General features: G+C 45.2%; 17 protein-coding genes. 6 read left to right on the top strand and 11 right to left on the bottom strand.

The features are described 5' to 3' along the window. Positions 1 to 42 precede the first annotated feature (42 nt). The 6 genes from BM099_RS05865 to trmA all read right to left on the bottom strand — a co-directional run bounded on the left by BM099_RS05865 (position 43) and on the right by trmA (position 5,782). Positions 43 to 843 (bottom strand): hypothetical protein, encoded by an 801-nt coding sequence (locus tag BM099_RS05865; RefSeq protein WP_090725703.1) that lies wholly within the window; start codon positions 841 to 843, stop codon positions 43 to 45. Positions 844 to 968: 125 nt separating this feature from the next. Continuing rightward, on the bottom strand, positions 969 to 1,613 hold the full coding sequence (locus BM099_RS05860) for a hypothetical protein (protein WP_332311452.1): 645 nt from the start codon (positions 1,611 to 1,613) through the stop codon (positions 969 to 971). Next, a complete protein-coding gene (dcd, locus tag BM099_RS05855) occupies positions 1,613 to 2,179 on the bottom strand; it encodes a dCTP deaminase (RefSeq protein WP_090725701.1) in 567 nt (188 codons plus the stop codon). The genes BM099_RS05860 and dcd overlap by 1 nt, the downstream gene beginning before the upstream one ends. Before the next feature lie 115 nt (positions 2,180 to 2,294). Continuing rightward, positions 2,295 to 3,134 carry an iron-sulfur cluster carrier protein ApbC gene (gene apbC, locus BM099_RS05850; protein ID WP_090725698.1) on the bottom strand — a complete coding sequence of 280 codons (840 nt, stop codon included), beginning with the start codon at positions 3,132 to 3,134 and terminating at the stop codon, positions 2,295 to 2,297. A gap of 82 nt (positions 3,135 to 3,216) precedes the next feature. Next, positions 3,217 to 4,500 (bottom strand): MFS transporter, encoded by a 1,284-nt coding sequence (locus BM099_RS05845; protein WP_090725695.1) that lies wholly within the window; start codon positions 4,498 to 4,500, stop codon positions 3,217 to 3,219. 193 nt (positions 4,501 to 4,693) lie between these two features. Further along, complete coding sequence (trmA, locus tag BM099_RS05840; RefSeq protein ID WP_090725692.1) at positions 4,694 to 5,782, bottom strand: tRNA (uridine(54)-C5)-methyltransferase TrmA; 1,089 nt, start codon at positions 5,780 to 5,782, stop codon at positions 4,694 to 4,696. A gap of 193 nt (positions 5,783 to 5,975) precedes the next feature. On the opposite strand from trmA, the gene BM099_RS05835 reads away from it, so the two are divergent. Then, on the top strand, positions 5,976 to 7,304 hold the full coding sequence (locus BM099_RS05835) for an IS4 family transposase (protein ID WP_090726155.1): 1,329 nt from the start codon (positions 5,976 to 5,978) through the stop codon (positions 7,302 to 7,304). Positions 7,305 to 7,439: 135 nt separating this feature from the next. Next, on the top strand, positions 7,440 to 7,850 hold the full coding sequence (locus tag BM099_RS05830) for a HopJ type III effector protein (protein ID WP_090725688.1): 411 nt from the start codon (positions 7,440 to 7,442) through the stop codon (positions 7,848 to 7,850). 26 nt (positions 7,851 to 7,876) lie between these two features. Here the strand turns inward: BM099_RS05830 and BM099_RS05825 are convergent, their stop codons facing one another. The 3 genes from BM099_RS05825 to dinB all read right to left on the bottom strand — a co-directional run bounded on the left by BM099_RS05825 (position 7,877) and on the right by dinB (position 11,317). Next, positions 7,877 to 9,436 (bottom strand): SulP family inorganic anion transporter, encoded by a 1,560-nt coding sequence (locus BM099_RS05825; RefSeq protein WP_090725683.1) that lies wholly within the window; start codon positions 9,434 to 9,436, stop codon positions 7,877 to 7,879. A gap of 178 nt (positions 9,437 to 9,614) precedes the next feature. Continuing rightward, positions 9,615 to 10,184 (bottom strand): nucleoside deaminase, encoded by a 570-nt coding sequence (locus BM099_RS05820; RefSeq protein ID WP_090725680.1) that lies wholly within the window; start codon positions 10,182 to 10,184, stop codon positions 9,615 to 9,617. Positions 10,185 to 10,261: 77 nt separating this feature from the next. Beyond that, positions 10,262 to 11,317 (bottom strand): DNA polymerase IV, encoded by a 1,056-nt coding sequence (gene dinB / locus BM099_RS05815; RefSeq protein ID WP_090726153.1) that lies wholly within the window; start codon positions 11,315 to 11,317, stop codon positions 10,262 to 10,264. A gap of 201 nt (positions 11,318 to 11,518) precedes the next feature. Here dinB and olsF point away from each other — a divergent pair, with 201 nt between their 5' ends. Further along, positions 11,519 to 13,240, top strand: a complete 1,722-nt coding sequence (olsF, locus tag BM099_RS05810; protein WP_090725677.1) for a bifunctional ornithine lipid synthase OlsF — start codon at positions 11,519 to 11,521, stop codon at positions 13,238 to 13,240. Positions 13,241 to 13,326: 86 nt separating this feature from the next. Beyond that, positions 13,327 to 13,800, top strand: a complete 474-nt coding sequence (locus BM099_RS05805; RefSeq protein ID WP_090725674.1) for a J domain-containing protein — start codon at positions 13,327 to 13,329, stop codon at positions 13,798 to 13,800. Here BM099_RS05805 and BM099_RS05800 read toward each other — a convergent pair whose 3' ends face one another. After that, positions 13,801 to 14,763 (bottom strand): hypothetical protein, encoded by a 963-nt coding sequence (locus tag BM099_RS05800; RefSeq protein WP_090725670.1) that lies wholly within the window; start codon positions 14,761 to 14,763, stop codon positions 13,801 to 13,803. Positions 14,764 to 14,851: 88 nt separating this feature from the next. Here BM099_RS05800 and BM099_RS05795 point away from each other — a divergent pair, with 88 nt between their 5' ends. After that, positions 14,852 to 15,451, top strand: coding sequence for a TetR/AcrR family transcriptional regulator (locus tag BM099_RS05795; RefSeq protein ID WP_090725667.1), 600 nt, complete (start codon positions 14,852 to 14,854; stop codon positions 15,449 to 15,451). Positions 15,452 to 15,656: 205 nt separating this feature from the next. On the opposite strand, the gene BM099_RS05790 is transcribed toward BM099_RS05795, so the two are convergent. Then, positions 15,657 to 16,991, bottom strand: coding sequence for a ferredoxin reductase family protein (locus BM099_RS05790; RefSeq protein WP_090725665.1), 1,335 nt, complete (start codon positions 16,989 to 16,991; stop codon positions 15,657 to 15,659). A 470-nt stretch (positions 16,992 to 17,461) separates the two neighbouring features. Between BM099_RS05790 and BM099_RS05785 the strand changes: the two genes are divergently transcribed. Beyond that, positions 17,462 to 17,830 (top strand): hypothetical protein, encoded by a 369-nt coding sequence (locus BM099_RS05785; RefSeq protein ID WP_143083735.1) that lies wholly within the window; start codon positions 17,462 to 17,464, stop codon positions 17,828 to 17,830. Positions 17,831 to 17,853 lie beyond the last annotated feature (23 nt).

Here is a 17,853-nt window from a genome sequence, read left to right as displayed (position 1 = left end):
TCAACAAGACAGCGCGTAACAGACGATCAGCCCGCCCTAGCCTTAGTGGATAATCGGATTATCATCGTCACCCTCAGGCAGAATGATATGACCTGCTCCATCCTGCGCTAATGCACCTTTTTCTTCGGCCAGTTCTAATAACTGATCCAATAAAATATGTGTCAAATGCCCACTAATAATAATGCCCGCCGGCGGATCCCCTTCAAATAACTCTTCATCGACCATTTCATCCGGCCTCAGCCCAAGCAGCAGTGGGTTCTCGGCAATTAAGGGCGCGATATCTTCAGGTGAAAAAATGGCGTAGTTCCCGGATACCTGAAGCGCTAACTGATAAGCATCGTGCACTTCGCTATCTAACAGCTCAAGAAACTCACTCTCGGCAGCCTGAAAAATCTTGGTTAACAGACTAGCACCCTTTTTGCTGAGATTTTTTGTAGCGGTAGCAGACTGACTATAGTCAGCAGTCACTGCATAATTACGATGCGGATTCAACTCAGCTTCTTCAACCAGAATGTGCCCATCTTTATCAACATCCAGCCATTTATTGCCAACCGCCAGCGCCAACAGGCTTTCTAATGCAGCCATAACAATATTACTACTGATAATCGCACCCACCGCGGGATTATCTCTTTCCTTTGGATCTGCAATTAAATCACTCGCTCTGGTTGCCAGCAAGGTTGGATCTTCACTGACAATTCGCGCTAAAAGATCAGTATCCAGGTAGAGCTTTTCATGACATAACTTTTCTGCTGTCAAAAATGGCTGAGCAAAATGACTAGCATCCATTCGTTGTAGATACTCTTTACGAACAAGCTCCAGAATATCGCTCAGTGTTTGGCTCATGCAGACTTCTCAAAATAGTAAATGGTCTTAATGTCATTGAATCACAACCAGCGGACGAAGTTTAGTCACATCATTCGCTTGCAGACTACTAGTAGTGAATAACAATAGAATCAATGAAGGGAAAATCAGTGAATAGTGATACCGATAGGTGATACCGCGTGTTTTAGCTGATCAAAACCTTCGCGCAGTTCCGACAATGGCCTCAGATGAAAATCAACCGGATCTTCAGGAAGCTCCAGCCAATCCAGCGACCAGACGCGGGTCATCAGCTCAAACTCACCGATCAACGCATCCAGAAAAATCATCACTGCCTCTACTCTCGGATCAATATCCAGCATAAATGAAACATCATGCATATAGATGGTAAGGTGAAGCTTATTCTCGATGGAATGCAAAGAATACCAATAATCGGACAGCTCACAGACTTCATCTGCCACATTGATATAGTTTGGAATGGGATCATAACGATGATTGAAAGCCGTAAAGCGAATACCATTCAGAGCCGGTGCGGCGCCTACCAAGCTCAATACTGAGTGAATCGACTCAGGGTAACCATCACAACCGAAAATCATTTCGACAGGCCCATCATCTTCATCACGTTCAAAATGGAATGTGAGGTTTTCATCAATTTTATGTAAGGTGCTGCGGTACTCAGACAGCAAGCTATCCGCATCAAACTGATTATCCTGGCGACTACTTAGCAGCTGATCGATGGTCAACTCCAGTTGCTGCCAGAAATCTTCTATACTTTTCTTATGATGCTGCATCATCAGGTACGAGGCACCACTACGCCAGTCTGTCCCTGATATTTACCGTTACGGTCACGATAAGATGTTTCACATACTTCATCGGCACCGAGAAACAACATCTGAGCAATACCTTCATTAGCGTATATTTTGGCAGGCAATGGGGTTGTGTTAGAAAACTCCAACGTGACATGCCCTTCCCACTCAGGCTCTAAGGGCGTGACATTAACGATAATACCACAGCGCGCATAGGTGCTTTTACCTAAACAGATAGTCAACACATCACGTGGGATTTTGAAATACTCAACCGTACGCGCCAAAGCAAATGAATTTGGCGGGATAATACAGACATCCGACTGTACATCGACGAAGCTGCCCTCATCAAAATCTTTAGGGTCAACAATGGTAGAGTTGATGTTCGTAAAGATTTTAAACTCATTTGCACAACGAACATCATAGCCATAGCTTGAGGTGCCATAAGAGACAATACCGCCGTTTGCAGAAGTACGAACCTGTTGAGATTCGAAAGGAGAGATCATCTCATGTTCCTGCGCCATACGGCGAATCCAGCTATCTGATTTAATGCCCATCACACCTTCCGCAAAATAAAAAATTAAAGCGGCCAATTATAGTATTTTTCAGACAAAAAAGCCGCATTTATCTGATAGAAAATACGGCTAAGGGGTTATTGATTCAAGTCAGCGCTTAATCTTCAACAATATTGATCTGCGGAACTTTTGCAGCACTACCTGATTGGCGCTCAACTTTACTCATCAGCTGTTTTGCGATATCACCATAGATCAGTGAAACAGCCCCATCCGGATCTGCGGCAACCGTCGGATTTCCGGAATCAGCCTGCTGGCAGATTTCCAGCGTCAACGGCAAACAGCCCAGCAATTCAGTATCGTAGTCACGCGCAATACGCTCCCCGCCGCCCGCACCGAAAATATGCTCCTCATGCCCACACTGACTGCAGATATGCGTGCTCATATTCTCCACGATACCCAATACAGGAATATCCACTTTACGGAACATTTCGATACCCCTTTTAGCATCCAGCAAAGCAATATCCTGAGGCGTCGTGACAATCACTGCACCATCAACCGCTACTTTCTGCGCCAATGTCAGCTGTATGTCGCCGGTTCCGGGCGGCATATCGATCAACAGGAAATCAAGATTTTCCCATTGCGTCTGAGTCACCAACTGCTGCAAGGCACCACTTGCCATCGGGCCACGCCATACCATCGGTGTATTTTCATCAATCATAAGACTGATAGACATCACCTGCAGGCCATGCACAATCACAGGCTTCATACCATTGTCACCGACAGGTTGAGGCCGGGTGCCGGAAGGTATTCCCAGCATCATACCCTGACTTGGGCCATAGATATCGGCATCCAATACCCCGACCTTCATACCTTGAGCTTGTAAGGCCAATGCCAGATTCGCTGTCGTCGTTGATTTACCGACGCCGCCTTTACCGGACGCAATGGCGATGATGTATTTTACCCCTGATAAACCCGAAGCTTTTGCCGGTGCTTGCATTATTCTCTCCACTGTAAAACGGCTTGATCGCTAATAACCAAGTAATCTAGTCAGTTATTATGCATAGATTTGGATGGCTTGCCTACCCGTTATATCCATCCACTGAATGATATTTGCGGTACACAGGGTAAGTCTGAATCACACCAACCAACGCCAATACTCCGAGTCCATAGAGTAACCAGGTCTCATTCCATTGCAGCAACGAAAATATGACGGTTAAAATCAACCCTGAGAACATCGCTATATTCTGAATAAAGTTATTACCTGCCAGCACCTTACCCATCTTGTCTTGTGGGGCATAAAATTGAACCAAGGCATTTAACGGGATCGTCATTAACGCGCCACTCACGCCAATCAATAAAAAGTCAGCGGCCGCCCAAGCCAAAGAGCTTACATACGGTAATGCAATAACACCCAGCGCAACACCGACGGCACCCACAGGAATCAGTCCTCTGTTAATACGGTGTGGCGACAACTTTCCGACCAGCACAGCCCCCAGCATAATACCGATGCCAGCGAGCGCCATGGCACCCTGAATGACAAACGTATTGTTCTGCTGCAATGTGACTTCGGCAAAAGAGGGAAAAACCGCCAGCATAATCTGACTGATGGTCCAGAATACCGATAAACCCACTATCGATTGAATGATCGGCTTAGAGTGGATAATCAATCGTAAATTTTGTTTCAGGAGTTTTGCACTACGATAAGCCGGCCAGTCAAATGAAACCTCCGTGCGCGCCGTATGCTGATCTGGTAAACGCTGTGTTAATGCCGCTTGCAGTATCGCAGCAGCTACCAACACCCAGCCTAATGGAGCAATATACTGCAAGATAAGAGCGGGATCAGTACCGGCAACCAGCAAACCAGAAAGCAGTGTTTCGAAAAGCAACGAAAACACAACAATACCCGACAAAATAGCGACCATCGTCGCCGATTGTATCCAGGCATTACCTGCAGCCAAATCGTCAACGCCGACCAACTCCCGAATAAATCCATACTTAGCCGGCGAATACAGCGAACTTTGCAACGCTAAAAATAACGTCATGGCGAACGCTACTTCAAACCAGCCCTGATAATAACTCAAGGTGATCAATAACGTGATAACGATAGCAATCCGGGCCGACCAACGCATCACGGCGGGTTTAGAAAAACGATCTGATAGATAACCCGCCGGTGAAAAAAGAAGAACGAATGGCAATAAAATCAGGGCATTAACAATGGCGGTTAAAACAATCTGCTCAGAACCGTCAAATGACTTGAACAATGTATTCTGAACAATAATTTTATGACCCAGATCGATAAATGCGTTGATAAAGGCAATGCCGACAAACGCCACAAAGCCTTTTATTTTCAACAATGCCAGCATGTAAGCCTCCTCCTAAGAAAAGATCAGTAGAGACATTTGCACGATTGCGTTTTTACCTTGCCAGAAATCAAAATTTCGGCTCGTGCCAAGGTCTCAGTAAACACTTCTAACCATTATCTGCCAAGGACGTGCTTAACTCCCAGTTAATATCAGCTAACTCCCAGTTAACTATCATCTAACTATCAGCATTGGCTTATTTACGGGTCAGATATACACCGCATTCCAAATGATGCGTGTAAGGGAATTGATCAAATACAGCAAACCGCTCTACTTTATGCGTTGCAGTAATTATTTTCAGATTCTCACGCAGAGTGTCCGGGTTACAGCTGATATAGACAATATGTTCATATTCAGTGACTTGAGCAACGGTTTCATCATCTAATCCAGAACGTGGAGGGTCTACCAACACCGTCGAAAACTGGCAGCTGCCAAGATCCAGCCCTTCCACCTTACGTGTCTCTTTTTTACCCTGCAGCACCAGAGTCAAGTCTTCTGAAGGCATACGCAGCACATCCAGATTAGTGATCCCATTCACTTCAATATTGTATTCTGCCGCTCGCACCGACGTTTTAGAAATCTCCGTGGCTACCACACGTTTGAAATTTTGCGCCAAAGGCATGGTAAAAGTGCCGCTGCCGCAATAAAACTCGACCAGATCTCCACCGGCATCCTTGGTAACATCCAGTGCCCAGCGGATCATATCCTTGCACACCTCACCATTGGGCTGCGTAAAGCTGTTTTCTACTTGTTTGTACTCGTAAACCCGCCCATTGATATCGAGCTTTTCAATCACAAAATCACGCTCAATGATGAGCTTTTTCTTTCTCGAACGACCCACCACATCAATAGAAAAACGCTCCCTGAGTGTCTGAACCTGCTGTGCCCACGCGTCATCTATCGGACGGTGATATAACAAGCTGACCAGTAGCTCGCCTGACAGGGTACTGAGAAAATCTACCTGAAATAATTTAAACCGCAGGGCTGGATTTTCTTTAATAACGTCAATCAGCTCAAACATGACATCCCGAATACGTGGAGCAACCATTTCACAGGTATCAACCCGTATCGGGTTGCGATTGTCCCCTGGCTCAAACATCACGTAATAAAGATCATCACCTTCGTGCCACACTCTGAATTCAGCGCGCAAGCGGTAATTGGTCTTCGGCGAAGCGAAAACCTCTACATCAGGAATCACAAAGTCGACAAAACTATCGCGCACACCTGCAACCTTTTCGGCCAACAATTGATCATAGCGTTCGGGTTGAATATCAGATAGCGCCATTAAAAACCTCGTCACTCTTTATAGAAGGGAGAATACTAACAGAGCGACGCATTTTATCAGTGGCGCAAGACAGGTCAATGAAAAAGAAAAAAGAGGCTCATAGCCTAATGCTGTTCACTTAAGGATTGAATTTGATTGAATAGCCCTAGAAAATCCGATTAAGCTTTTTTCTTAATCGGATTTTTTTGTGTCTATTCAGCAGTTACTTCTCAGCATCGATGAACTCCATTCATTCTCAAATCACTCGACCTTCACCCAGAATATTCCTGTTGAATGGATCGAATCCGCATTAACCCTTTCTTCAAAAGCTAGCATCAGGCGGCGACGCTTACCTGAAGATCAAGTTCTTTGGCTAGTATTAGGTATGGCTCTTTTTCGAAATGAGGCGATCGAAGAAGTAGCTAGACGCTTAAATATTTGTTCGGAAGGATTAGCATCAGAGCAGCTCCTTGCCAAGAGTGGCGTATCTCAAGCCAGGCAGCGCCTTGGTTCTGATCCTATGCACTGGCTTTTCCAGCGTACAGGTGAACATTGGGCCAATGAGCGATTTGCTCAGGATGATTGGCAAGGGCTGCAAGTATTGGCTATTGATGGTGTCGTTTTTCGCACCCCGGACACTCCAGAGTTACGAGAACACTTCGGTAGCGCCAGCAATACAACAGTCAAGCAAAGCGCCTATCCGTTATTGCGTTGTGTCGCTCTGATGAATACTCATTCTCACATTATTCTAGATGCTCAGGTTGGAAGTTATCGGAAAGCTGAAACACCATTAGCTGAAGTCATGTTAGATAAGATTCCTGATCGCAGTATCACACTCTTAGACCGAAATTTTTGGAGTGCCAATCTCATGCACACATTGATGAACGGGGGGAATGAGCGACACTGGTTAATCCCCAAACGTAGCAATACTATGTATGAGGTCATTGAAGAATACGGAGACGGCGATGCATTATGGCGTATGAAAGTCTCCCCACAAGCTCGCAAGAAGAACCCCAATCTGCCCGAATACTGGGATGTACGAGCCATAACCTATGACGTTCAGGGTAAAGCTAAGACAGTACTGACATCACTCCCCATCAGCGACTACCCAGCTGACCAGATTGCTCAGCTGTATCATCAGCGCTGGGAAATTGAGCTTGGATTTCGTGACATCAAATCTTCCATGCTCAGTAACGCCATTACGTTGCGCAGTAAGAAAGTCGATTTAATCTACCAAGAAATGTGGGGGATGTTACTGGCATACAACATCGTGCGCCGAGAGGCTAGTCATGCGGCTGCATCACATGGTCAACGAGCGAGCGATGTGCGTTTTAAAATGGCGTTTACTTACATTGCTTCTAACTTGATCGTGATGGCAGCAGCAAAGCCAGAATCGAAGACAGGAATGCGCCTTAAGGAGCTAAGGTCTGGGGTGTGTAATTTGTTTTTGGAGCGAAAGAAAGCGAGGCCTAGTAGGCCTCGCTTGGTAAAGCAATCAAAGACGAGATATCCGGTATCTCGTAATGCTGTTTTGCTTAAGTGAGCAGTATTAGGCCAAGGGGCCGCCTTTTTTATAGCCGCTGACCGTGATTAACACATCTATCTATGGTAAAAACAGCCCATAGTTTTATATTGCCAGCTTTATTCAGCGAACTTTTCAGTAACAGCAGGATCTCCAATGACACCAGAATTTTTTGTTTCTCAACTTACGTCTCAACTTGCTTCCCAACCATCTTCTCAGCAATCTTCAGAAGCCGTTTCACAATCCGGCACAGCAAAGCCAATCGACTTTGAAGACACTATGGGCGTCATCAATGACCACTTCCATTATGTGCCCACCGCGTTTACCAACGGTGTGAGTGACATAAGTGTATCCAATGAGGCGGGACAAAATGAAGGATCATGCAAGATTTTTGCTTTTGCACAAATTTTACAGCTGAGCGAGGAACAAACACTACGCTGCTTTGGGCGATTTTATCAGGATGTTATAAACACCCCTGACGGCAATGATCACGCAAACATCCGTAACTTTATGCGTGATGGCTGGAAAGGTATTCATTTTGAAGGACAGGCGCTTAAGCGAAAGTAAACACCTGCTTTATCTCCGACTTGCTTTCAGGCGAGTCGGTCATCTGCAACTTTATAGTGTGGATCTTCTATCAAGTTCACCTCAACAAGGCTACCTGCTTTTTCAAGCAAAGCGGTGCATTCCTGGCTCAAATGGCGTAAATGCAGATTTTTACCTGCTGCCAGGTAACGCTCTGCAACGGCATCAATCGCCTCAATACCCGAGTGATCCATTACACGCGAATCCTTAAAATCGATGATCACATCGTCTGGATCACTTTTAGGTGTAAAGTTATCCCGAAAGCTTTGTGCCGAAGCAAAGAACAGTGGGCCATGAGAAAGATAAACTTTTGTTTTACCCTCATCTTCAGTCCACGTCTCAAACTCAACATGTTTAGCGTGTTTCCAGGCAAACATAAGGGCAGACATAATAACGCCCACAACAACAGCAATCGCCAGGTCACTTATTACCGTCACGACAGTTACCGTTAGCACCACCATCAAGTCAGCTTTTGGAACCTTGCCCCATAAGCGTAAGCTGGCCCATTCAAAAGTCGCAATAACAACAATAAACATCACGCCAACCAGGGCAGCAACCGGAATCATTTCAATCAGACTTGCGCCCACTAAAATAAAAGCCAGCAAGAAAAGAGCTGCTGATATACCCGACGCACGTCCACGCCCCCCCGAATTGATATTGATCATACTCTGGCCAATCATGGCACAACCGCCCATTCCGCCAAAGAAGCCGGTCACAACGTTAGCAACCCCCTGCCCCATACACTCTTTGTTACTCCGCCCACGGGTTTCTGTAACTTCGTCAATCAAAGTGAGTGTTAACAACGATTCAATCAAGCCGATAGCCGCCAAAATGACCGCATAAGGAAGAATGATATAAAAAGTTTCAAACGTCAGAGGCACGCTTGGAATACTAAAGGCCGGTAAACCACCGGCAATGGTTGCATACGGATCACCGGTCATGTTGATCAAAACATCTTGTACCGTACGGGTATTCAGATCGAGGAAAATAACCAGTAACGTCACAACAAGAATAGCAGCTAATGATGAGGGAATAGCACGGGTTAATTTGGGTAAAAAGTGGATAATAGCCATCGTCAGAACAACCAGTCCCAACATCATTCCCATTTCCCCGCTTGGTAACCAGTGCAGTTCACCGACGTCATCGGTAAACTTAAACTGTTTCATTTGTGCCAGAAAAATCACAATAGCCAAGCCATTTACAAAGCCTAACATCACCGGATGCGGTACCAGTCGAATAAACTTCCCTAAGCGGAAAACCCCCGCTAAGAGCTGAAACACTCCCATTAATACAACCGTGGCAAACAGATACTCAACCCCATGCTGAGCGACCAAACTCACCATCACGACGGCTAAGGCGCCCGTTGCACCCGAAATCATCCCTGGCCGCCCACCAATCGCAGCGGTAATCAAACCCACCATGAAAGCAGCATAAAGTCCTACTAAGGGCTCAACACCGGCAACAAATGCGAATGCTACCGCCTCAGGCACCAACGCCAAAGAGACCGTCAGTCCGGAAAGGAGATCGTTTTTCATACTTTGAGTTTTAACAACGAGCAATTGAAACATTCATGGCCTCGATTGAATTTTTTGCAAAACACACTAAAAAGCTGCGAACGTTAGCAGAAAAGCATATAACTATCAGGAAAGCCTCCTATCAACAAGCCTGATAACAGCTACTCTACTTATGCACTCAGCTCATACACCTGGCTCAGTCCGTCTGCTTAATGAGCAGACACAGGCATATTTAATGCCCAGTTGTAGTTCTCAGACCACGCTGGCTCATCAGTTTAGCTCTCAAGTGATCCAACTCGTGTTGTGAAAGATCGAAGGCCAACTGGCGCAACTCATTACTAATATGCGCATGATAAAACGTTTGCATGCTCGCCAAATTCCGCCAGGCGGGTGGCATATCACTGATACGACTGACCATGCCACCTGCCGGATCATCAACCATATATTTAATAAGACCCACGCCACTCAGTAGTAACCGTGAAAGGCACATAGGGCAGGGCTCAAGAGACACCAGCAGTTTTAATTGGTCAGCAGGGTATTGATTCCTGAAATCCGCTTCATACGTATCGATGATTCGCATCTCGGCATGCCCTGCTGAACAAAACTGTTCTGAAAAAACCTGATTATGCGCTTCAACCAATACATTACCTGACGCATCTAACAACACCGCAGCTACCCCGTAATTACCGCACTGCAATGCTTTGAGTGCCAACTGACAACAACGCAAACCCACGGCATCATCCCTATACTCAGGATTAAGCGCATAATCATTAACACGTTGCACCAATGCAGAGAGTTTCATAGCGGATGACTCCTCAGTTGATGACCATTACTGGATGGCCGGTTTTTGTCATCAGTGCTCACCTTAGGGCTGAATGCTTAAGGCCATAATGACAATTGCTGTAGGGCTTCTGTTTCCCTGTTATCAAGGCGAAAACCTAACCCCAGCAGCCTGACGGGTTTGTTGCCCCTTTGGTATCCTTGTTTCATTAGTCCTGAATATAATGACTCATCATGGACAGTGGAACGATGTTCAATCGTCGTTTGAGTAAAATCATTAAACTTGAGTTTAACAAATATTCCCTGAATGGCACGGTCTCCTGGCAGTTGGCTGAAGCGCCGTTGCAATTCCAGATACAGCTCAGGGATGTGAGAGAGACTTTCTTCTATTGTTTTTAAGTCCTTAGAAAACGTGTGCTCGACACTGATCGATTTTCGTACTCGCTGAGTGACAACTGCTCTATTATCCACCCCTCGACTGAGCTCAAATAAGCGCTCTCCGAAACGGCCAAAGTGCTCTGCCAAATGCACTCTGCTTAATTTTTTTAAATCAGCACAGGTTGTAACACCCATTACTTCAAGCTTTTCTGCCGTTTTGCTACCCACACCATGAAGTTTTTTAACCGCCAGGTTTTCAACAAACTCTTCTACCTGATCAGGCCGTATAACACACAAACCATCTGGTTTATTCCAGTCACTCGCCACCTTTGCTAAAAATTTATTGGGTGCAACACCTGCGGAAATAGTAATACCCGTCACTTCAGATACCCTGCACCTCAACATTTCAGCTATGCGGGTAGCACTCCCCTGAAATAGCTCACTATCAGACACATCCAGATATGCTTCGTCTAACGACAATGGCTCAATGTTATCGGTAACCTCGCGATAAATCTGCATGATCTGCCGTGAAACCTGCCGATACTTTTCCATTTGCCCCGGGATAACGGTTAGCGTGGGGCAGAGCTTTAATGCATAAGCTGTCGCCATAGCAGAACGCACACCAAACGCTCTGGCTTTATAATTACAGGTTGCGATCACCCCTCGTCTATCCGAACGTCCGCCAACCGCCAACGGAATATCACGATATTCCGGGTTATCTCGCATCTCCACAGCTGCAAAAAAACAGTCGCAATCACAATGAATAATTTTTCGCATAACAAAACCAAAAAAACTGTATATAAATCCAGTATAACTAACAATTTCATCACAGCCTAGCTGCCAACACCTTCTGTTAATCACCACTGCAACTGCTTTGATATACCGGCAACGTCACACGTTTGTCATTTTTTCGTCAATTCTTTGCCACATAACTGCCATATTCTTCATAACAAATCAGTTTCACAACAGGACTACATAGTGATTAACGTAGAACAGGTATTAACTCAACAATACCCTGCTTTTTCTGAAAAACCGGCGTCCTTTCGTCGCTCTGCTATTTTTTGCTTACGCCACTTGGTGCATGAAAATGAGATCAATCACTTTCTTACTGAAAATAATGGAGCAACAGGTTTTGAGTTTGTCGATAAAGTTCTGGACTATTTCAACTTCAGCTACAGCCTCAGCCATAATGACCGGATGAATATCCCATCCTCGGGAAGAGTCGTTATTATTGCTAACCACCCCTTAGGCGCATTAGATGGGCTGGCACTATTAAAACTGGTAGGAGAGGTTCGTCGCGACGTACGTATTATCGCTAATGATGTCCTGAACAATGTTGAGCAATTAAGTAGTCTGTTTTTACCTGTCGATAATCTGGGCAGGAGCACTCGTAAGCGGGATATTGAACGCATCGTCAACTCACTCAAAAAAGAAGAAGCAGTCATTGTTTTTCCAGCCGGTGAAGTGTCACGAGCAGGCATGACGGGTATTAAAGACGGCAAATGGAATAGCGGTTTCCTGCGTTTTGCCCGTAAAGCAAATGCTCCGGTTTTACCCATTTATCTGGGCGGCAAGAATTCATCTTTATTTTACGGTATGTCATACATCAACAAGTCTTTATCCGCCCTGCTCCTGGCCAGAGAGATGTTTAATAAAAAATCGGTCACCATTCCGGTACGTATTGGCCAAGCTATCCCTTTCAGTCATATTGAAGCCGTTCCACTTTCAACGTCTGAAAAAACAAAATTACTGCGTAAACATCTTTATCGTATCGCTAAACGTAAAAGTCCATTATTTGTTACCGAAAAAACCATAGCTCATCCTCAAGACAGACGCGCACTGAAGCAAGAATTGAAAGAAGCGGAATTGCTCGGTGAAACCGCAGACGGTAAAAAGATATACTTGTTTGATTACCAATCAGACTCTGTAGTGATGCAGGAAGTTGGGCGGCTGCGTGAGATCTCCTTTCGCTGTGTCGGCGAAGGCACCGGCGAAAACAAAGATTTAGATAATTATGATCGCTATTATCGTCACCTCATTCTGTGGGACGAAGATGACCTCGAAATCGCCGGTGCCTACCGGCTGGCAGAGGCACACAAACTAATCCATGACGAACACTGCCCCCTATACAGTGAAACATTGTTCCAATACAGCGACACGATGAAACCCTATTTTGAACAAGGTATAGAGTTAGGCAGAAGTTTTGTTCAACCTCGCTATTGGGGCCGACGCAGCCTCGATTACCTCTGGTACGGCATTGGCGCCTATTTGAAAAATCATCCGCAAGTTCGCTATATGTTCGGGCCAGTCAGCCTAAGCAACAGCTATCCAAAACCAGCTAAAGATATGCTGATCTGGTTTTATCAACATTATTTTTCGAATGAGAGTCAGTTAGCAACAGCAAAAATGCCTTACAGACTATCCCGTGATGAAAACACTAACATACGTGCGTTATTTAGTGGCAAAGACTATAAAGCTGATTTTAAAATACTCAAAGAACAGCTTGATTACATGGGAGTATCCGTCCCTACTCTGTATAAGCAATACAGCGAACTCTGCACACCTGGAGGGGTTTGTTTTATGGATTTCAGCGTTGACGCTGATTTCAACTATTGTGTTGATGGTTTAGTTATGGTCGATATGCACTACGTCAAAGAAAACAAATATCAACGTTACGTAGGAATACAAAAACCAGTATAACTCAATGGATACCCCCACAATAAAGCGCTTCCCTATGGCTGATTGTCACTATATTCTGTTATGACAATTTAGCCATTGAGTACGCTATGAGTCCTGTTGTTATCATCATTTTAGGAACCCTGCTGATAGCAGGAATGTTGTGGATGAAAACGGTACCGGCACATCGCAGAGGTGCTGTAGCTTTTAAAATACTGATTCTTTTATTAGTAGCTATCATCGTAATTCTGACAGTTACCGGGCGCCTTCCCTGGATGGGAGCCTTAGTAGCCGGCTTCTTCCTGCTATTGAAAAAGTACAGCGCCGTGTTAAGGGCAATCCCTTTTTTACGCTATATATTTGGTAATCGAAAAACAGCAAACACCCAGAAAAACAGCAGCAGCGGCTTTCAGATGACCCGGCAGGACGCGCTGAAAATTCTTGGTTTAGAGGAGGGCTGTACCTCAGAAGAGGTTATTCGGGCACACCGAAAACTCATGCAAAAGCTTCACCCTGATCACGGTGGTAATAGTTTCCTGGCCGCTCAAATTAATGAAGCCAGAGCATTGCTGTTAAAAGAATAACTATTCGGAACGCTTTAACTCAAAGCTCGCCCGCCCAAATTCAGGCGAAAATCCTTGCTGAACAAAACCGCCGGAGCGAGTCCGCTTAAACAGTAGAAAAGACTCCTGCTCCCGACCATCCTGCTGAGTAAAATGCAGTACCAATTTGTCGTTACTCTTCCACTGCCACTCTCCCTGCATCACAATAAGCGATTGCCCATTACGATAGTCCAGCAGCATATTGGCAACATTGTCTGTTAACAAATCAAGAACAACAAATGCCTCATTCTTACTTAATTCGTTACTATATCGTCCCAGCAAGGCACGATTTGTCAAATCACCGCGGCGCGCGCATCCATAAAAGAGATCACCGTCCAATGATAACTCAGCACTCCACCGATACCAGACATTCCCAACCCCCTTACAGGACTGATCCCGAACGACTAACCGAAATGAATGAGACTGGCCTCTGACGCTTTTAAGATCGCCCTGCCAAACGCCTTGTTGCCCCTCAAACTCATCAACTGAAAAATGTAAAGTGCGCAGGTTTTCATAAGACTGGATACGCACGCTATCCGTTAAAATATCGGTCAGCCATGAGGGCTCACTACCTTCAGCACGAAAACGGATACCCGACAGATCAATCCGGCACATCTGACTACCTCCGCCGGCGAGCATTACATCATCGACACGCCACACCAGATCAGTGCCCTGCTCTGCTTGCATTTCCATATAAACCGGAATGCCAACGCCGCGAAACTGCTCTGTAAACCTTTTAGCCAGCAGCCCTCGCGCATCATGCAACTTACGCCTTTCCTGACTATAGCAAGGGGTCATAACATAGCCAGCGACCTCTTTACTAACAATCCCTCTGACAAATTCAACCTGATCATTAGCGGGTTTAATTCCCAAAGAATCAACACAGCCGGAAAGAACAGTCGATACTAAAATAAAAAAAACAGAAAACTTATTTATCCTCTGCATAGTTGACGAAACCCTTTCTATGTACCATAAGTAAACTGTAAATATATAAAATGTATACTCACCGTAATTACCTCAGGACAGCATCTTAATGGCAAGACCAGCAGAATTTGATAGAAGCGAAGTTCTCATCAAAGCCATGGACGTGTTTTGGAGAACGGGGTATACCGCCACATCTGTGACTGATCTTGTCAATGCGACCCATCTTAAACCCGGCTCTTTATACGGCGCCTTTAAGAGCAAGCGGGGTTTGTTTCTTGAGGTTATCGATATTTACGCGAATCGCAGCTTAACACGCATCAGCGAATGCATGGAACAATCAGATTCAGATTCCTCGATCGATGCTATCAGCAATTTTTTCCTACGTTTTTGTCAGGACATTGAATGTGACAAAATCGGCAAAGGCTGCCTCATGGTAAATACCATGCTGGAACTAGCCACTGAAGATGATGAAATACGTGCGAAAATCACTCAATACCTCAATCGTATTGAGCATTGCTTTTATATTTCACTTGAAAACAGTCGCTTAAAAGGTGATCTCAAAATAGATACCGATTGCGATAGCCTGGCCAAAATGCTGATGACCGGCATATGGGGATTACGTGTAATGAGCACGACACGACCTGACCCCATGATATATTCAGTCATTGTCAGCCATCTGCTGTCTTCTCTGCATCAAGCGAGAGCCTAGCTGACTGAGGACTTAACAACACGGGTCTGGTGCGGCCAAGCCCGACGCAGGAAACGCTTTACCTTCGCCGCCGGAATCTTTTTATAATTTTCTGATGGATTGAAAATAACGCTATGCCCTCCTTCCACAAGGGCGGGACGCCTGTTCAGCAATCTGTGCGTTACCCGGCCTCAATGAGGAACCGCTCGCACAAGGCCTGAAAAATCTAACGCATTTCGAACAACTCCTGATGAAACCTCTCCCCGGCCATCCCGTTAGCAATAAGATCCTGCCGCAAACTCTGGCCAAAAGCTGAGGGGCCACAAAACCAGACGCTGGCATACTGCCATTCGGGAACACTTTCACGAATACGCTGACCGCTAAGACGCCCGTCTTTAGCACTGACCAGGATATGCAGATTAACACCGGCGGCTTTTGCATCCTCTTTGAGCTTCGCAATCGCCTTATCAGATAACTCCGCCGTTGGGTGGAACAGATCCACATGTTGCTTGCCAGGTGTGACTGCTAACTGCTTCATTCTGGCTACAAAAGGCGTTATACCAATACCTGCTCCGATCCATATCTGGCGCGGCTGTGCATCACTGAAGTCAAAGCACCCATAGGGCCCCTCCACGGTAACGGGTGTACCGACTTTAAGGTACTCACGTAAAGTTTTTGTATGATCTCCCAACTCTTTAGTAATAAATACAATCTGCTGATTCACAGAATCCCAGGCGGAAGCGATAGTATAAGGATGCGCGCCTTCATGCCGCTTAGATGAAACAAAAGCAAATTGTCCCGCTTTATGACCATTCCATCCCTTTTCTAAATTGATGGCTGTTTCCAATACCTGTAACTCAGGATAATATTCGATCGAAGCCACGGCTCCACGAACCTTGCGTGAGACACCAACCTGATTAAACAACACCAACGCAGCGGCATAACAGCCCACTAACATAAACAGCGCCAGCAGCATACCGACAGGTTGCATCCAGTAAGCAAAGTCCATCAACACCACGGAGTGGAAAACCAGCAGCAGATAAACAGGTGCCATCAACTTATGCGTTTTTTGGAAAAACCGGTAGGGTACCCATTTAATCAATGCTAACAAGATTAATAGCGCCGCCGCATAAAAAGTCCATTCGCCGACCGACTCCGCCAGCCCTCGCAAAGAACGCAACGTCGTTTCTAACCAGCTCAATGTTTCTTCAGGACGTCGACCCCGGTCAGGTTTACTCAACCAACCCCAGCCCACCATCCACTTTGTGCCTTTAGCGAACCACCAGTGCAGTACAGCAAACAGCAGCGCACTAATGCCGAGCCACTTATGCAGCCGATACATTTTATCCAGGCCGTTAAGGTATGGCTCAAGTATCACCGGACGCAGAGCAAGCAGCATTGCGATGCTCATTACACCCATCGCCAGCACACCACTATATTGAACGAATACCGCCCTGAAAGAGAAATAGGTCAGCGGTTGAGGTAAAAAAGTATCTGCCATCATCCACAGGCCAGTCAGCAATAATAACGAAGCAAGCAAGGTCAATTTAATGGGTTTCATCGTACCGTCCTTATTTTAAAACGAATAAGATGATACGCCTGAATGGCATGCCCATATAAGTAGATAAAATGTAAAGTTTTTTAAAGTTTGAATAGATGATGCCTGAGTTTATTGACGAAAAGATACCCAGCGAAAACGTAGCGGCAACCTGAACAACTGCAAAAAACCTTTTCCCTGCTCAGAGCCAGCCGTGTGCGCTTCAGCACCCGCTGCACAGCAGTATTTCATATGCCCGCGCCCTTCATCAACACGCTTGAATAGAGGTTATCTATAAACGTGCCTTGTTGGACTTCCTAAAAAAGTCTCCGATAAGAGACGCTGTATCTATCTGTTTTATAAGTACTATTTATCTAAAAACAAGCAACAGACTTTTATTAGAGACACTTTTTTACTATGCATTAACAATAAACGCTAAAAAAGTAAAAAATATAGCCTAACGTATTGAAATATATATATTTAAAAATACGGGCATGAAAATTGATACAGGTTTCACAGGAATATCATTTTTCAATGGAGATTTTTCAATGCGTTTATTACTGGCACTCACATTATCAATATTAATCAGCATACCTCTGGCAGTTGCAACCACCCAATCATCAGATGCAGACGTAAGTGAGTATCTTAATCCAGAAACCATTATGTTAAACCTTGATAATGATAAAGATGGACGTCTCAATTATCTGGAAGCTATGGCAGAGACAGAAATTGCTGATCGCTTCATGCAATTGGATCTTGATCAAAATGGCTTACTGAGCATGAATGAGCTAAATGCACCTAAAAAAATGAATGCCAGCCAGTTAAAAATATTACTAACCTTTGCGTCGCTTCAAACCATCTGAATAACATTCAAATCAAAAAATAT

Origin of the sequence: Neptunomonas qingdaonensis (genome assembly GCF_900113275.1) — a bacterium.
GTDB classification, from domain to species: domain Bacteria; phylum Pseudomonadota; class Gammaproteobacteria; order Pseudomonadales; family Balneatricaceae; genus Neptunomonas; species Neptunomonas qingdaonensis.
Note: the sequence above shows the minus strand (reverse complement) of the source record. Positions and strands in the feature narration are given on the sequence as shown.

Excerpts from the sequence above, each read along its gene's own strand:
- dcd (WP_090725701.1), bottom strand. The coding sequence starts at position 2,179 with ATGGGCATTAAATCAGATAGCTGGATTCGCCGTATGGCGCAGGAACAT.
- dinB (WP_090726153.1), bottom strand. The coding sequence starts at position 11,317 with ATGCGAAAAATTATTCATTGTGATTGCGACTGTTTTTTTGCAGCTGTG.
- BM099_RS05825 (WP_090725683.1), bottom strand. The coding sequence starts at position 9,436 with ATGTTTCAATTGCTCGTTGTTAAAACTCAAAGTATGAAAAACGATCTC.
- BM099_RS05795 (WP_090725667.1), top strand. The coding sequence starts at position 14,852 with ATGGCAAGACCAGCAGAATTTGATAGAAGCGAAGTTCTCATCAAAGCC.
- BM099_RS05860 (WP_332311452.1), bottom strand. The coding sequence starts at position 1,613 with ATGATGCAGCATCATAAGAAAAGTATAGAAGATTTCTGGCAGCAACTG.
- trmA (WP_090725692.1), bottom strand. The coding sequence starts at position 5,782 with ATGGCGCTATCTGATATTCAACCCGAACGCTATGATCAATTGTTGGCC.
- BM099_RS05865 (WP_090725703.1), bottom strand. The coding sequence starts at position 843 with ATGAGCCAAACACTGAGCGATATTCTGGAGCTTGTTCGTAAAGAGTAT.
- BM099_RS05830 (WP_090725688.1), top strand. The coding sequence starts at position 7,440 with ATGACACCAGAATTTTTTGTTTCTCAACTTACGTCTCAACTTGCTTCC.
- BM099_RS05845 (WP_090725695.1), bottom strand. The coding sequence starts at position 4,500 with ATGCTGGCATTGTTGAAAATAAAAGGCTTTGTGGCGTTTGTCGGCATT.
- apbC (WP_090725698.1), bottom strand. The coding sequence starts at position 3,134 with ATGCAAGCACCGGCAAAAGCTTCGGGTTTATCAGGGGTAAAATACATC.
- BM099_RS05785 (WP_143083735.1), top strand. The coding sequence starts at position 17,462 with ATGAAAATTGATACAGGTTTCACAGGAATATCATTTTTCAATGGAGAT.
- BM099_RS05800 (WP_090725670.1), bottom strand. The coding sequence starts at position 14,763 with ATGCAGAGGATAAATAAGTTTTCTGTTTTTTTTATTTTAGTATCGACT.
- BM099_RS05790 (WP_090725665.1), bottom strand. The coding sequence starts at position 16,991 with ATGAAACCCATTAAATTGACCTTGCTTGCTTCGTTATTATTGCTGACT.
- BM099_RS05820 (WP_090725680.1), bottom strand. The coding sequence starts at position 10,184 with ATGAAACTCTCTGCATTGGTGCAACGTGTTAATGATTATGCGCTTAAT.
- BM099_RS05805 (WP_090725674.1), top strand. The coding sequence starts at position 13,327 with ATGAGTCCTGTTGTTATCATCATTTTAGGAACCCTGCTGATAGCAGGA.